The following is a 16571-nucleotide window of genomic DNA, read 5'->3' as shown; positions in this document are numbered from 1 at the left end:
TATGATGTTTTTTAATAGCAATTAATGTTATAAATAATGACCTTTATTACTGTTTATAAAATGCAGTACCCCGTAATAGCGAAAATGAGCCTTAAGTACCCATGATGGTAAGAATAAATCAAACAATATTGCTATTTTGTTTACTCGCCATAAGTAATCTAGGGATCATCCATAAAGCTTGGGCGCAGGATAGCCCATTACAAATACAGCTAAACGAAATAAATCAAAAAGAAGATAAAAAACAAGTACTAGCAGAATTGTCGATATTAATTAAATCGAATAGGTTTAATGGGACTGACCAAGCGGAAATACTGCTTCAGCAAGGTAAAGTTTTATCTACTCTTTATCAATACAATCGTGGGGTTGAAGCTTTATTACAGGCTAGGGATATCGCGAATGAAGCAAAAGAATACCGCTTAACAGCACAAACAAACAAAATGCTTGGCGTGTTGTTTTATTATCAGGGTGAGTTGCAAAAAGCATTAAATGCTTATCAATTATCTTTTGATTATTATGATGTCCACAAAGCTGAGGACATAAATGATTTTGCCATTGAACGGGCAAATTTATTAAATAATATTGCCCTTGTTTATACCTCATTAGGGCAATCAGATTTAGCCTTGATAAATTATCAACTTGCCGAACCTTTATATGCCCGTTATGGCGATGAAACAGACAAAATTGATGTTAGATATAATATTGCTGCTTTGCATATTAGCTTAAGGCGTTTTGATAGTGCGATTGGAATGCTGAGGGTGGTAATAGAAAAACGTCAGCAGTTAAAAGATAATCATGGTGTCGCTTCAGCGAAAGCTGACTTAGGTATAGCTTACAAACATTCAGGACAATTTAAGTTAGCTAAGGCGAATCTATTAGCTGCACTAGAATATTTTCAACAACATGGATTAAAGCATGATATTGCTGCACAGCTGCATAATATGTCTGAGCTCTATAATGATATGTTTAATGTGGAGCAGGCAATTTTTTATGGTAAAAAAGCACTAATTATAAGTAAAGAGGTTGGTCACCAAAAAGCCTATGCAGGTAGCTTACAAAGTTTAGCAAAAGCCTTTTTTTATTCCGGTGATTTAATAGAAGCTGAGCAATACATAGAACGGTCTATTGCCGTAGGTAAAAAAATTGACTACCAAATACTACTCACCGAAAATTTAGCTATTTCTGCCTTGATCAGTGCCAGTAACCAACAGTTTATTAAAGCACTAAGGGAGCAGCAACAGTATGAAAAAAGTTATTCACGCACTTCTAATAATACCCTTAATGCTAAATTGGCAGAGTTTGAGTCTGAGCAACTAAAACAAAAAATAGTGGATTTAGAGCAGCGCAGAAAGCTGCAAATATTACAATCGGCTAAAACCGAACAGCAACGTAATGTTATTATTTTAACCTTGGTGCTCATTCTTGTTGTGGTGTTTTTTATCTATCGTCGCTACCTTGAGCAACGCTTAACACAAGAATTAGAATTACGCGTTAAGCAACGTACTCGTGAGCTTGAAAATTTGACTAAAGAGCTAGAAAAAGCTGACAAAGTTAAAAGCCAATTCTTGGCAAATATGAGTCATGAAATTCGTACACCACTCACCGCTATTGTTGGTCATGCAGAAGCTATTATTCATGACGATATTGATAAACATAAAGTAAAAGAAGATATTGAAGTAATCCACGGCAATAGCTTGCATTTACTTGAACTGATCAATGATATTTTGGATTTAAGCCGTATTGAAGCTAATAAGTTTGAGTTAGAAATACAGCCATTAGATTTAGGTGAGTTGATTCAAGATTTATCTCATACGTTTAGCGCACAAGCTCAGCAGAAACATCTAAGCTTTACCATAGAGCATCAATTATGCTTACCCTTTATTATTCAAGTTGATAGTTTACGTTTAAAGCAAATTTTACTTAATTTATGTGCCAACGCGATAAAATTCACGGAACAAGGCAAGGTAACACTAAATATTAATTGGCAAAACGAGCAACTGATTTTTACGGTAACCGACACCGGCATTGGTTTGAGTAAAGAGCATTTAGCGCAAGTCTTTGAAATATTCACTCAAGCAGACAATAGTATCAGTAGACGTTTTGGTGGCTCAGGTCTTGGGCTGACTTTATCAAATCAGTTAGCAAAATTAATGTCAGGTAATATTGCAGCAACCAGTGTGTTAGGCGAAGGTAGTCGCTTTTGTTTAACGCTACCTTGTCAGCATAATATTGATGATAAGGTAAATCTATTACCAGATTCCTCACTTCTCGATAGTAGTGACATATTCTTTAGCGGAACAATCCTATTGGCTGAAGATCATGATGATAACCGACGATTGATTGCCCGTTTACTGAGGAGTTTAGGTTTAGAAGTTATTGTTGCCCGTAATGGAAAGGAAGCGGTGAAATTTTGCGTTGAACATCAACCCAACTTGGTACTCTTAGATATTCAAATGCCAGAAATGGATGGCGTTGAAGCTTTTAAAGCTTTACGTGCTTTGGGCTGTAACAAACCCATTTATGCTTTAACGGCGAACGCTATGTCCCATGAAGTTAGCCAGTATCTAGAACTGGGATTTACCGGGCATTTAAAAAAACCTATTGAAAGAAAACATTTTATTGCCGTCATAGCTAAATATTTCACTACTAAACCCCATGAAAGTCCACTCACTGACTCCTTAGGTAGGCAAAAACAGCAAACTTTAATAAAAAATGAACTTGTTAATAAAGTTGAAGAGAGTCTTTCTCAAGTTGATTTGAGTGATTTAGTCGTTGAGTTTAAAGCTAATCTTAGTCGCGATAAACAAGGTCTTATTCTCTATAGCGATAATAACGATATTAAAAATATTGCTTGTCTGGCACATCGCTTGGCTGGGGCTGCACAAATGTTTGGCTTTATTGAGCTTAATCAGGCAGCACAAGAGCTAGAGACTATAATTAAAAAAGAATCAATGACAGATAAACCAGACCACTTAATGATTAGTGATTTAACTCATTGTTTAGTTGATGAAATTAATTTAATCGAGCAGCAGTGATATTTCCATGATGAAACAGTTTTCTTATTCACAGGCGTTACTGGCTTTAGCCATTGCCTTTTTAGCTTTTTCTTTATTTAAGTTTACTTTACATGTTCCTGCTATGCTCAGTGTTATCGAAAAGACCACAAGAACAGTCGATTTAGTCAGTCCTAGGGTTGAAGATATCATTCAAGAAGTTTCCCTCGTCAGACTTGAGGTTGGCAAAGTGAGGGAATTAGTCTCCCAACAAACACCTGCTATTTTATCGCAAGTCCAAGCATCACTTCCTGTGGTACAGCAAGTTGTCGTTGAAAGCGAAAATTATTCAAGGCAATTACCAGCAATACTAAGCCAACTTGCGCGTATTGAACAGCAAGTAGCAATATTGCAAAAATCTATGCCGGCCATCCTAAAGCGTGTTGATGCCGTTGTTAAAACCACAAATAATACCACTGCAGAAGTTGCGCAGTGGCGACCGCATTCCACTCGATATTTGGAAGAAGTAAAACTCTCCAGGGAGTATATTCCTCAATATCTATCACGTATTGAAAATACCGTTGTTGATGCTAAAACTGTTGGATCCGAAGCGAGTAGCGGTTTAGTTTCTGGTTTTTTTAAAGGCGTGTTCTCTCTGCCCTTTGAAATGGTCTCAGGTTTAACGGGTATTGTTGATGTTGACTCGCGTTCTGCTAAGTATTTAACCGCCCAAGATGTCGCACTGATGCAAGAAAAAGTTGTCGTTTTACTCAGTGATAGCAATCAAACTAAGTCGGTTTGGCAAAATGTTAAGAGTGGTAATCGCGGCACTATACTGAAAGGAAAAACCACCACGCGGAACAAACAACAATGTATGAATGTCATTTTTAATAATCATTTTGGCAATGAGAAGGAAACACTCACAGAGCTAATGTGCATTGACGACAAAGGGCTATGGAAGGTGATGTGATTTTTATCACCAAAATCAGCATGGTAAGACAATATTTATTGTGTACAATACCGACAATATAAGTTTGCAACATAAAATATGTTAACAGGAACGGAAAATGGCTAGAGAACAATTTGGTATCTGCGCTGAACCAAACTTACATGGAAATTATCTACTATTTAATGTACTCGATGATAAGAATGCCTTTATTCGTGCTGCGACCTCTCGTTTACCCAAGCTATTTGATAATTATGCAGAGCAATATTCGGAGGCGAATCTTATTGGTGTTGTCGCAATAGGTGAGGCTTATTGGGATGAGTTTTATCCGCAAGCCCGTCCTGCTTTGTTAGCGCCATTTCCTGCTATGCATAGTGATGATCGAGTTGCACCGACAAATAGCTTTGATATTTATATCGAAATTCGCAGTGACCGTGCCGATGTTAACCATATTGTCAGTACCAAGGTTTGCCAGTTGTTTGGTGATAGTGTTGAATTAATAGAGCAAGTACAAGCTTTCAGGTTTTTAGATGGTCGAGACTTAACTGGCTTTGTCGATGGTACTGAAAATCCCCAAGGTCTTCATCGACGAGAAGTTGCGCTGGTTAAAGAGCAAGATGATTTTAACTTTGCTGGCGGTAGTTATTTGCATACTCAACGCTATCAGCATAATTTAACGCTTTGGAACTCTCTCGCTGAACATGAACAAGAAGATGTTTATGGCCGGACTAAGCTAGATAATGTTGAATATGATAGTGCTGATAAAGCGTTAACAGCACACACTAAGCGTGCCAACCTTAAAGATGATCAAGGAAAAAACATTGAAATTGTAAGGCAAAGCATGCCTTATGGAGACATGAAACGTAAAGGCTTATTCTTTAGCTCATATTGTCAGTCACCTAAACCCTTTGAAATAATACTCAAGAGTATGATTCATGGAGATGGCCACGGTAACTCTGACCATTTGCTTAAATATACCCAAGCCGAAACGGGAAGTGCATTTTTTGCACCCAGTTTAACCTTTCTTGCTCAGGTGACCGATATTGACTAACGTCTAATTCCTAACGGCAATAAGGTGTACTAAAGGAGCTCTAGCTTACTTTTTAATGCTTATTCTGTCTGCTGTTCAGATGAAATTTCGTGATAATCTTGGGCAATATAGTGCCCTTGATTAATTGCTAGCTCTGATTCTGGCGCGAGTGTACCTAAAGGCAGCAATGCTGGTCCTGTAGGCTCAGCTAATAAATATGTCACGTCATTATGCTCAATGCTTATTTCGCCTGGTTCCCCTGGAATATCGATACCAATAAAAGCATGGCCATCAATATAAATTAACGCCATATCAATGCGTGGCATTAAAGCCCGTAATAAAGCCGCTGTTAACGTCATCTTACTATCACAATCGCCTTGGTTTTCCCACAATACTTGTAGTGGCGGATTAAAACCTGCACCGGAAGAGGTAATGCGAGATTCTAAGGTGCTATAAGGAATGCTTTGTACAAAGCTCAATACATAATTGGTGACCTTCCTAATATTCTGTATAGAGACATGGTCTAAAATTAAAGGTTTTAACGTCTTTAAATCAGCAACCGAATTATTCGCAATACTGACATGATCTACTTTAATACCGTTTATCTGTTCATGATTGGTAAAAGCTTGATAGTAAGTTTCCTCAAGATACGTTTGCGTAACCTCACTCTCAAGCCTAGTTAACGCTTGGTAAGCTTTTTCTACCTTTTCTTTATTTAAGCCTTTGGCTTCAATTAAAAAATTATCATGTTGTTGTCGATAAAATATTTGCACACCGGGGATAGGATTTCGCTGCATTTTTTTCTTAATACGCCGGAGGATTGTTTTTTGTGCATAACTATTTTGGTAGGTTTTAAAATTTCTAAAGCGTTCAAATAGGCCTTCATTATTTAAGGTAAAGCTTATCGCTTGCTCAGTCTTGGTATGGTCGAGCCATTGGTATTGAAAGCTATAGCCTTGCTCTACTTGTGTTTTACTAAAACTTAATTGCTGCGCCTGTGCTTTAGCAAGAAACAATAATAAAAAGGCAACTAACCCAAGAGGGAGTTGATATTTTTTAAGCAATGAATAAGGTAAGTCAGAGGTCACGTATTTTTACTCGTTAGTATAGGTGTTAGTAACGTTACTATCCCTATGATTAGTTTTCATAAAGTCTACGCTCTGTCAGACACATCTTGCCAATTTGCTTAGTCCAAACAAAGTTTATACGGATAATAGTAGTATAAACCCTAAAGAACACATTAACTTAGTTTTGCATAGAATAGCAAAACACTAGCATCGTTCTAGCGAGAAAATCCAATGATTTAGGCGAATAAGCTCTCCACCAAGTAAAAAATATTGGGCTATTGATGAATAGCGCTGTTACATTGCCATCATTTATACTATATTCAAACAAGTGTTTTAATTGTGTGTTTGCCACACGGTATTCCAAACGTAATCCAAACTTCAAAAAGGAGGTCATCATGGCTGAATATAGAGCGCCATTAACTGATATGAATTTTTTGCTATATCAGGTGTTTAATGCCGATAAGATGTGGCAGCAATTACCTAAATTAGCTGAGCAAGTCGATAGAGACACTGCTCAAGCTATTTTGCAAGAGTGTGCCAAAATTGCCGAACAAGAACTTGCGCCTATTTCTCGTCAAGGTGATGAAATTGGTGTGAGTTTTAAAGACGGTGTCGTTACCACTGCTCCTGGTTATAAAGAAGCATTTAATACTTATGCTGAAGGAGGCTGGACTGCTCTTGGCGGTGATGTTAAGTATGGCGGCATGGGTATGCCAAAAATGTTAACTGCGATGCATGAAGAAATGTTATGTAGCGCCGATATATCTTTTGCGCTTTATCCTGTGCTTACCGCAGGTGCTGCGCTATCATTAGCAAAGCATGGTAGTGAAGAATTAAAACAGCGCTATTTAACGCGTATGTATGCAGGTGATTGGTCTGCATCTATGTGCTTAACTGAATCACATTCGGGTACTGACCTTGGTCTTATTCGCACCAAAGCTATCCCACAAGAGGATGGTAGTTATAATATTACCGGTAATAAAATATTTATCACGGGTGGTGAGCATGATCTTACTGAAAACATAGTTCATTTAGTCTTAGCTAAATTACCTGATGCGCCGGCAGGCCCTCGTGGTATTTCTTTGTTTTTAGTGCCTAAATTTAATGTTAATGATGATGAAACACTGGGTGAGCGTAACAATGTTAGTTGTGGCTCTATAGAACATAAAATGGGGATTCATGCATCGGCAACCTGTGTAATGAATTTTGATGAGTCAAAAGGTTTCTTAATTGGTGAGTTAAATAAAGGCTTAGCCTGTATGTTCACTATGATGAACTTCGAACGTATTGGTGTAGGTATTCAAGGTTTAAGTGCGGCAGTACGCTCTTATCAAAATGCCTTAGAGTATGCGAAAGACAGATTACAAGGTCGAGCACTTGATAGTAAAACCAATGGTGTTAAAAACCCTACACAAGAAGCCGATTCTATCATGGTACATGGTGATGTTCGTCGCATGCTGTTAAATATGAAAGCATTGAATGAAGGTTCACGCGCACTTTCTAGTTATATTGCTATGCAACTTGATTACGCTACTTATGGCACCGGTGAAGAGCAAGCTAAAGGTGAAACCTTAGCGGCATTAATGACACCTGTTGCTAAAGCATTTTTTACCGATTTAGGCTTTGAAAATACGGTTACTGGTCAACAAGTTTTTGGTGGTCATGGTTATATTCGTGAATGGGGTCAAGAACAATTAGTGCGAGATGCTCGAATTACCCAAATTTATGAAGGCACCAATGGTATTCAAGCGATGGACCTATTAATGCGAAAAGTAGCGGGTTCAAAAGGCGCTATGTTAAAAGTGTTTACTGATGAAGTGCATACTTTCATCGAAAGTAATACACATGATCAAGCGATGAATGAATTTATTACCCCGTTAGCTGAAGCGTTAACTGATTTAACCGACTTAACCACTGATTTATTAGCTAAGTCACAAAATGAGATAAATGAGTTAGGCGCATCAGCAAATGACTATCTGCATGTGTTCGGTTATACGGCAATGGCATTTGTTTGGGCGAAAATGGCACAGGTTTCTTTGTCCCAGCAACACAGTAATGGTGAAAGCGGTGAGGATTTTTATCAAAGTAAAGTGCATACGGCTCGTTACTTCTTTACGCGATTATTACCACGTCGACTTTCGTTAATTGCCTCAGCAAAATCAGGCAGTGATTGCTTGTTTGCTATTGATGATGAGTTATTTTAAACGTTTAAAATAACTTCTGTTAGGGGCCGATTTTTCTTTCTGGGAAAAACGCCCCCTAACACACCTCCTTTATCACCCCTGTCGCTAATAATAGACACCATTTCAGTTAAAATAATTATTTTTTAGTCCTTTTTTGGGATTACTTGCCACAAAAGTCCACAATTTCATCCACTTCCTCACAAGCCTTAATTTTACTGGTGTTATAGCCAGTGTATAGACCTTCATTTTTCGTTTTACTCACTTGACAGAACGTTGCTTTTTTCACTAAACTGTAGCAATGTGGAAAAAAGTGGATAAATGTGGATCTTACAATCACATTATCGAACACTTGTTTATTTATCGTTTAAAAGAGTGAAGTAACAACCAATATGTTTAGAGGCACTAGCGCAATCACGCTTGACAGCAAAAATAGGATCACGATACCAACTAAGTATCGTGAAGAGCTATTTGCTGATTGCCAAGGAAAAATGGTCTGTACGGTTGATATTCAACATCCGTGCTTATTACTTTATCCGCTGCCCGAATGGGAAGAAATTGAACTAAAACTGTGTAATTTATCAAGCATGAACCCACAAGAGCGTTTATTGCAGCAAGTTATTTTAGGTAATGCTAGTGACTGCGAGATGGATAAAAATGGTCGATTATTAATAAATGGGCCTTTAAGACAACATGCCAGTTTAGGAAAAAATGTCATGCTTGTTGGCCAATTGAAAAAATTTGAAATTTGGCATGACACAGCATGGCAAGCGCAAATGCAACAAGGCATTAGCAAAATACAATCGGGTGAAATTGAATTGACAGAACGCTTACTAGACTTATCTCTTTAGTCTTTACCGTCGTTGATTTATAAAAATAAATGCGTTAACACTTTCGCGAACAAAGGTTATAAAAATAATAACATGGAATTAGACACTTCTCATATCTCAGTGCTGCTCAATGAAGCCGTTGATGGCTTAGCTATAACCGGTGACGGTTGCTTTATCGATTGTACTTTCGGTCGAGGTGGACACTCGTCATTAATTCTCTCTAAGTTATCACCTAATGGACGTTTAATTGCCATTGACCGTGATCCAACAGCAATAGTGGCTGCTGAAAAATTCAAAGATGATCCGCGTTTTTTGATTGAACATGAAGGCTTTGCCTCTCTAGCTGAAATTGCAGAAAAGCACCAGTTAACCGGTAAGGTTGACGGTATATTGCTTGATCTTGGCGTCTCTTCTCCGCAACTAGATGAAGCTGAACGTGGTTTTAGTTTTATGAAAGATGGCCCACTTGATATGCGTATGGATACCAGCAAGGGTCAAACAGCTGCAGAATGGTTAGCTGTTGCCGATGTTGAAGATATTACCTGGGTATTACGTACTTTTGGTGAAGAGAAGCATGCTTGGCGAATTGCCAATGCGATTGTAGATACGCGAGAAGAATCACCATTAACTAGAACAAGTCAATTAGCAAAGCTTATCAAAACCACTGCCCCTCAACGGGAAATAAAAAAGCACCCAGCGACACGGAGCTTTCAAGCTATTCGTATGTATATCAATAGTGAGTTGGACCAAATTGAAAAAGCGCTTGTTGCTTCGCTTGATGTGTTAGCCGAAGGCGGACGTCTTGTTGTTATTAGCTTTCATTCACTTGAAGACCGTTTGGTTAAACAGTTTATGAAAAAGCACTCACAAGGTAAAAAAGTTCCACGAGGCTTGCCTATTAGTGAAGAAGAATTAAATAAAGGTAAGAAATTTGCTTTAGTTGGCCGTAGATTAAAGCCAAGCCAAACGGAAGTTGAGGAAAATGTACGCTCGCGTAGTTCGGTATTACGTGTAGCAGAACGTTTAGCAAGAAACATCGATTAGTTATGGCTGCTCGTGCCTTAGTTTTTGATATTTGGCAAGATATTGTCCGTTATAGCGTTACCTATATTTTATTGTTGTTTGTCGTAATGTCGGCGTTTTCTGTGATTTATTATAGTCATGTCAACCGACAAACAACCAGTGAACTAGAAGTCTTACTGTCAAAAAAAGATGAATTAAATATTGAGTGGCGCAACTTATTATTAGAACAAAGTAGTTTGGCCGAGCACAGTGCAATTGAGAGTAAAGCAACAAAATTATTGAATATGAAACGCCCGAATGGAAATTCTGAAGTGATTGTTACTTTGAAATAAAACAGCTTTAGTCGGATATTCGTCAGACAAGCGTAAAAAATAATATAAATGAGAGCGGTGTGAAGAAAAAAGCAGCCAAAAACAACAATCCACTAAATACCGCTCCATGGCGTTATTATTTAGTGCTGGCTGTTGTTGCTCTTATTTACCTCAGTTTGATGGCACGAACGGCCTACATACAAATCATTGAACCAGAAATGCTAAAGAAACAAGGCGACTTACGTTCTTTGCGCGTTGCTGCTAATACGGTTCAACGCGGTTCTATTGTTGATCGAAACGGCGCAGAACTTGCCATTAGTGTACCGGTTGAAACGGTGTGGGCAGATCCTAAGATTATCATGGACAATAATGCCCTCGCTATGACAAAGCATTGGCAAGCCCTTGCGGATGTGCTTGATCAAGATATCAATAAATTGATTGCTCGAGTGGTTAAAAGTCCGAGTAAACGTTTTATTTATCTAGAGCGTAAAATTTCGCCAGCCATGGCAAATTACATCAAAGAATTAAAAATCCCGGGGATACATTTACGTAAAGAATCAAAGCGTTTTTATCCTACCGGTGAAATTAGTGCTCACCTGATTGGTTTTACCAATGTTGATGATAAAGGCATTGAAGGCATCGAGCGTATGTACGATGAATTACTCACAGGTACGGGTGGTGCGAAACGTTTTAGAAAAGATGCCAAAGGGCGAAAAATTGAAATAATTTCAGTTGAAGAGCCAGAGCAAGCACAAGATATTACCTTAAGTATTGATCAACGTATTCAAGCCATTGCCTATAAAGAGCTAAAAGGTGCGGTACAGGCATTTAAAGCGACTTCTGGCACGGTAGTGGTGGCAAATATTCATACGGGTGAGATATTGGCAATGACCAATAGCCCATCGTATAACCCAAATAATCGCCGTAATACCGCAATTCATCGCTTTAGAAATCGTGCTATTACTGATATTTACGAGCCGGGTTCTACTATGAAGCCACTCACCGCGTTAACCGCGTTAGAGTTTGGTTCAGCTAAAGCTAATTCGATTATAAATACCAGCCCAGGATGGATGCGTTTAGGCGGACGCCGAGTCAGTGATCCGATTAATCGTGGCAAATTATCTGTTGAAGAAATATTGGTCACCTCATCAAACATGGGCACAACTAAGTTGGCGCTGTCTGTGCCAAAAGATTATCTGTTAACTAAGTTTTTTGATGCTGGCTTTGCCGATGACACAGGTACTAACCTAGTCGGTGAAAGCGCAGGCATGATGCATGATAGAAGTCGTTGGTCACAATTTGAATTAGCAACACTCTCTTGGGGCGCTGGACTTGCCATAACCCCCGCACAATTAACACGCTTTTATATGGCGCTTGGCAATGGCGGCATAAAACGTAGATTAACGATTGTTAAAAATAGCGATAAAACGACTGCTCCAGGAGATCAGGAAAGAATTTTCTCTGCTAAGAATAGTCTCGCTATTACTCATATGCTCGAAGCTGTGGTCGATGAACATGTACCAAAAGCTAAAGTTGATGGCTATCGTGTCGGTGGTAAAACAGGCACTTCAATTAAAGCCGTTGCGGGTGGTTATGGTAATGATTATGTCGCTTTATTTGCCGGTATTGCCCCCATTTCTAACCCTGAAATAGTTGTCGTTGTAGTCATTAACGAACCCAGTGGTGACCTTTATCATGGTGGCGAAGTCGCCGCACCGGTATTTTCACGGGTAATGAAAGGTGCTTTACGTGTGCTTAATGTTGCCCCTGATGCTCAAAAATCACGAACAGCGAGTAAGCACATTAAGCTCACGCATCCAGAGCAGACAATAGCTTTAGTAGGAGAGCATAATGCCTAAACCTGCTAGCCAAAATATCATCAGTTGTTTAACTCAGTTCTCAATTACGTTACCAAATCCAAATGACTTTATTGGGTTATATGGTGATATTCACAACGATAGTCGAGCCATTGTTGAAGGTGATATTTTCTGCGCTATTATTGGCCACGATCAAGATGGTCGCCAATACATTGAACAGGCAATAAAACAAGGTGCTAAGTTGGTACTTGCTGAGTGTGAAAATAGTACTGAACATGGTGATGTTGTTTTGTCGTCAACGGAAAAGGACGTCGTGATTGTTAAGTTTTATCAACTTAATCAGCATTTATTTACCTTAACAAAAAATTACTATAAAGCGCCACAGGATAATATGACCCTTGTGGGCATTACTGGTACCAATGGTAAAACGACCACCAGTCAATTATTAGCTCAAATGCTTAGTGTTTCCGATAAATCTTGTGCTGTTATAGGTACTAATGGTGCCGGCAGTATCGATAATTTACATCCCATCGAAAATACTACCCCTGGCGCATGCGAGTTACACCAATTATTTAACCATTTTAGTGATGAGCACTCTGTCCATGGCAAGTTTAGCTATGTAGCGATGGAAGTGTCTTCTCATGCGTTATCACAAAATCGCGTGCAAGCAGATTTATTTGATATAGCACTTTTTACCAATTTAAGCCGAGACCATCTTGATTATCATGGTTCTATGGCAAGTTATGGCGAGACGAAAAAGCAGATTTTCACTGCTGATAGCAAACAAGTTGCGGTAGTTAATTTTGATGACCAACAAGCAAAACAATGGTTAGAAAACTGGCCTGAGCAACAGCCGCTTTGGTTATATGGCCGTGATACCAATATTAATGCCTATGAACATTTTGTTACCGCGAAAGCTATTAATCGTCATAGCCATGGTGTCTCTTTTACTTTATCGAGTCATTTAGGCGATATTGACATTACTAGTCCATTACTGGGCGATTTTAATATTGATAATTTATTGGCGGCTATCAGTGTACTGCTTATTCAAGGTATACCATTAAACGAACTCCCTAATCTAGTGAATCAAGTGAGTGCTATTGCTGGTCGGATGGAAGCAACCAGTGCTGACAACCTGGCAACTGCTGTGGTTGATTATGCCCACACTCCCGATGCGTTGGAAAAAGCACTGCAAGCTTGTCGTCAACATTGCTCTGGAGAGCTTTATGTCGTTTTTGGTTGTGGCGGCGATCGAGATAAGGGTAAAAGACCTTTGATGGCGCAAGCGGCAGAAAAATATGCCGATTATTTGATCGTTACCAATGATAACCCGCGTAGTGAAGATGCCCAGTTGATTGCAAACGATATTGTTGCCGGTTTTACCAATCCAGATGCCGAGCAAATAACGATCATTTTAGCAAGAGAGCAAGCGGTATTGCACACCCTGAATAAAGCCAAAGCTGGCGATATTGTATTATTGGCAGGCAAAGGTCACGAAGATTACGTCATTGTTGCTAAACATGATGAGCATGGTGCAATTATTGGCACACAGAAATTAACCTACAACGAACGCTTAGTAGTGACAACTTTTTATCAGAAGCACGCAGGCTTAGCCACATTGTCTAATGAGGCAAATTCATGATCACACTTTCACTGTCTACTTTAGCTAAAGTCACTGATGGCGAGCTGATATTTCCAGAAAAACAAGCTTCGTTAAGTATCGATGATTTAGCTCCCAATGAATTTGTTATCGACGATTTGACTATTGATGATTTAGTCACCGATAGTCGCGCTATTGATGAAAACGCTGGTAAAATTTCTGCCTTCCTTGCGCTTAAAGGGCCTAATTTTGATGGCCATCGTTTTGCAAATAAAGTTGTCCAGCAAGGTTGTCAGTTACTCATCGTTGATCACCACTTAAATGAAGTGACTGATGTCGCGCAATTGATTGTTGATGATACGCGTATTGCCCTAGGTAAAATTGCCGCTTTTGTTAAAAAAGAAGTCGCGCCTAAAACTGTGGGTATTACCGGGAGTAGCGGCAAAACTACCGTTAAAGAAATGGTTGCGGCTATTTTGTCTCGTTTAGGCAAGGTATTAGCAACTCGGGGTAACTTTAATAATGATATTGGCGTGCCCTTAACATTACTGCGTTTAGATCATAGTCATGACTTTGCTGTTATAGAAATGGGCGCTAATCATATGGGTGAAATTGCCTATACCACAGGGTTAACTCAACCAGACGTTGCCGTGATAAATAATATTGCTGCCGCGCATTTAGAAGGGTTTGGCGATTTATGCGGTGTAGCTCGCGCTAAAGGCGAAATATTTTCAGGTCTTGGCGAAAAGGGGGTTGCCCTATATAACCAAGACACCAAGTACACCAGTAAATGGCAATGGCGCTTAACAGATAAAACGGTTCGTACTTTTTCTTGTTTTAATAAAGCTAACTGTTATAGCGAAAATGTCAATTTAGATGAAAATGGCTGTGCAACTTTTAGCTTACATACCGATCAAGGTAATTGTGAAGTCACGCTAACAGTTCCGGGTAAGCATAATGTTTGTAATGCCGTTGCTGCTGCTTGTATCGCGCTGGAGTTTGGCGCCAGTCTTGAAGACATCCAATTAGGTTTAACACAAATGCAGCCGGTAAAAGGTCGGCTGAATTTACATCAATTAAAAGATACAAGAACTGGCTGTAACATCAAACTCATTGATGATAGCTATAACGCCAATCTTGAATCAGCAAAAGCGGCCGCGCAATTATTATCAAATTACCCGGGTAAGCAAATACTCATTCTAGGTGATATGGGCGAGTTAGGCAGCGAATCGCGTAGCTACCATCAAGAAGTTGGCGAGTTTGCTAAGCACTTACAGTTACATACTTTATTGTCATTAGGCGTGTTAAGTCAAAGTGCCAGTGATGCTTTTGCCAAAGACAATGACAAAAATGAGCACAGTCAGCATTTTAATCAAAGAGCTGATTTGATGGCCCATTTACTTAATATGCTCAATCAGCAGTTCTGTGCTGGTCAGCAAGATATTGCTATTTTAGTTAAAGGCTCTCGAAGTGCACATATGGAGCATGTAGTGACAGAAATTATTAAATGGTTTGAACAAATGAATGCCCAGCAAGATATAAATCAAGAACAAAATCCAAGTATAAAAAAGGGTAATAGCCAGAAGAATATCGCTAGTACAAATGAAGTTAATAAACATCAAAATAAAGAAGGTACTGCGTAATGTTATTGTGGTTAGGTGAGTATTTAACTCAATTTTATTCAGCGTTTAATGTTTTTTCCTATTTAACATTCCGCGCCATTATTAGCACGCTTACCGCGCTGTTTATATCATTATATTTTGGCCCTAAACTTATTCGTTATTTGCAAAAAATGCAAATAGGTCAAACGGTAAGAGATGATGGTCCAGAAAGTCATTTATCTAAATCGGGTACACCTACGATGGGTGGTTTGTTAATACTCGCTTCCATTGTCGTCAGTGTTTTACTGTGGGCAGATCTCAGTAATATTTATGTTTGGGTGGTGTTATTCGTCATCGTAAGCTTTGGCATAGTCGGCTTTGTTGATGATTATCGTAAAGTGATCCGTAAAGACGCTAACGGCTTAATCGCCCGTTGGAAGTATTTTTGGCAAACCGTTATCGGCTTAAGCACGGCATTATTTTTATTTTTTATTGCGCAAGGTCCAAATGAAACCGCTTTATTAATACCCTTTGTCAAAGAACTATTACCACAGTTAGGCATATTTTATGTGGTGATGACCTATTTCGTTATTGTCGGCACCTCAAATGCAGTTAACTTAACTGATGGTCTTGATGGCTTAGCCATTGTACCAACCATTATGGTCGCGGGGGCGTTTGCTTTATTTGCTTATGTAACAGGTAACGTTAATTTTTCCAGTTACTTGAATATTCCACATATTGCCTTAACGAGTGAATTAGTGGTGGTGTGTACCGCTATTGTCGGAGCAGGATTAGGCTTTTTGTGGTTCAACACTTACCCAGCACAAGTTTTTATGGGCGATGTTGGCTCACTAGCCTTGGGTGCTGCACTTGGCGTAATTGCGGTACTTGTTCGTCAAGAGTTAGTGTTATTTATTATGGGCGGTGTTTTTGTGATGGAAACGGTCTCGGTAATTTTGCAAGTCGGCTCATATAAAATGCGTGGTCAACGGATTTTCCGTATGGCGCCAATTCACCACCATTACGAATTAAAAGGCTGGCCAGAGCCACGAGTGATTGTTCGTTTCTGGATTATTTCATTGATATTAGTACTGATAGGTTTAGCCACCTTGAAATTACGTTAAATAAGCACGTTAAATCAGCACGTTAAATAGCGTTAAGTACAATAAGGTAAAT

At 39.0% G+C, this 16571-nt stretch carries 12 protein-coding genes; 11 read left to right on the top strand and 1 reads right to left on the bottom strand.

All coding sequences use genetic code 11. From position 1 onward, the window contains the following. Positions 1–101: 101 nt before the first annotated feature. The 3 genes from CXF71_RS20535 to CXF71_RS20525 all read left to right on the top strand — a co-directional run bounded on the left by CXF71_RS20535 (position 102) and on the right by CXF71_RS20525 (position 4987). Complete coding sequence (locus CXF71_RS20535; protein ID WP_232771561.1) at positions 102–3032, top strand: tetratricopeptide repeat-containing hybrid sensor histidine kinase/response regulator; 2931 nt, start codon at positions 102–104, stop codon at positions 3030–3032. Between the two features lie 7 nt (positions 3033–3039). Next, positions 3040–3960: a hypothetical protein gene (locus CXF71_RS20530; RefSeq protein WP_101234775.1), complete on the top strand. Its 921-nt coding sequence runs from the start codon at positions 3040–3042 to the stop codon at positions 3958–3960. Positions 3961–4057: 97 nt separating this feature from the next. After that, a complete protein-coding gene (locus tag CXF71_RS20525) occupies positions 4058–4987 on the top strand; it encodes a Dyp-type peroxidase (protein WP_101234774.1) in 930 nt (309 codons plus the stop codon). Positions 4988–5046: 59 nt separating this feature from the next. Here the strand turns inward: CXF71_RS20525 and CXF71_RS20520 are convergent, their stop codons facing one another. Beyond that, positions 5047–6054: a hypothetical protein gene (locus CXF71_RS20520; RefSeq protein ID WP_232771560.1), complete on the bottom strand. Its 1008-nt coding sequence runs from the start codon at positions 6052–6054 to the stop codon at positions 5047–5049. Between the two features lie 374 nt (positions 6055–6428). Here CXF71_RS20520 and CXF71_RS20515 point away from each other — a divergent pair, with 374 nt between their 5' ends. The 8 genes from CXF71_RS20515 (at position 6429) to mraY (ending at position 16519) form a co-directional block, all read left to right on the top strand. Then, a complete protein-coding gene (locus CXF71_RS20515) occupies positions 6429–8237 on the top strand; it encodes an acyl-CoA dehydrogenase C-terminal domain-containing protein (protein ID WP_101234773.1) in 1809 nt (602 codons plus the stop codon). A 368-nt stretch (positions 8238–8605) separates the two neighbouring features. After that, complete coding sequence (gene mraZ / locus CXF71_RS20510) at positions 8606–9064, top strand: division/cell wall cluster transcriptional repressor MraZ (protein WP_101234772.1); 459 nt, start codon at positions 8606–8608, stop codon at positions 9062–9064. Between the two features lie 72 nt (positions 9065–9136). Beyond that, positions 9137–10087: a 16S rRNA (cytosine(1402)-N(4))-methyltransferase RsmH gene (gene rsmH, locus CXF71_RS20505; protein ID WP_101234771.1), complete on the top strand. Its 951-nt coding sequence runs from the start codon at positions 9137–9139 to the stop codon at positions 10085–10087. Between the two features lie 2 nt (positions 10088–10089). Beyond that, positions 10090–10398 (top strand): cell division protein FtsL, encoded by a 309-nt coding sequence (gene ftsL, locus CXF71_RS20500; RefSeq protein WP_101234770.1) that lies wholly within the window; start codon positions 10090–10092, stop codon positions 10396–10398. Positions 10399–10457: 59 nt separating this feature from the next. After that, positions 10458–12236: a penicillin-binding transpeptidase domain-containing protein gene (locus tag CXF71_RS20495; RefSeq protein WP_101234769.1), complete on the top strand. Its 1779-nt coding sequence runs from the start codon at positions 10458–10460 to the stop codon at positions 12234–12236. Then, complete coding sequence (locus tag CXF71_RS20490; RefSeq protein ID WP_101234768.1) at positions 12229–13836, top strand: UDP-N-acetylmuramoyl-L-alanyl-D-glutamate--2,6-diaminopimelate ligase; 1608 nt, start codon at positions 12229–12231, stop codon at positions 13834–13836. Before CXF71_RS20495 ends, CXF71_RS20490 begins: the two co-directional genes overlap by 8 nt. After that, complete coding sequence (locus CXF71_RS20485; protein WP_101234767.1) at positions 13833–15437, top strand: UDP-N-acetylmuramoyl-tripeptide--D-alanyl-D-alanine ligase; 1605 nt, start codon at positions 13833–13835, stop codon at positions 15435–15437. The genes CXF71_RS20490 and CXF71_RS20485 overlap by 4 nt, the downstream gene beginning before the upstream one ends. Further along, a complete protein-coding gene (gene mraY, locus CXF71_RS20480) occupies positions 15437–16519 on the top strand; it encodes a phospho-N-acetylmuramoyl-pentapeptide-transferase (RefSeq protein ID WP_101234766.1) in 1083 nt (360 codons plus the stop codon). The genes CXF71_RS20485 and mraY overlap by 1 nt, the downstream gene beginning before the upstream one ends. Positions 16520–16571: the final 52 nt, after the last annotated feature.

The sequence above is a fragment of the Colwellia sp. 12G3 genome, from assembly GCF_002836775.1.
In the GTDB taxonomy this organism is placed as follows: domain Bacteria; phylum Pseudomonadota; class Gammaproteobacteria; order Enterobacterales; family Alteromonadaceae; genus Colwellia.
Note: the sequence above shows the minus strand (reverse complement) of the source record. Positions and strands in the feature narration are given on the sequence as shown.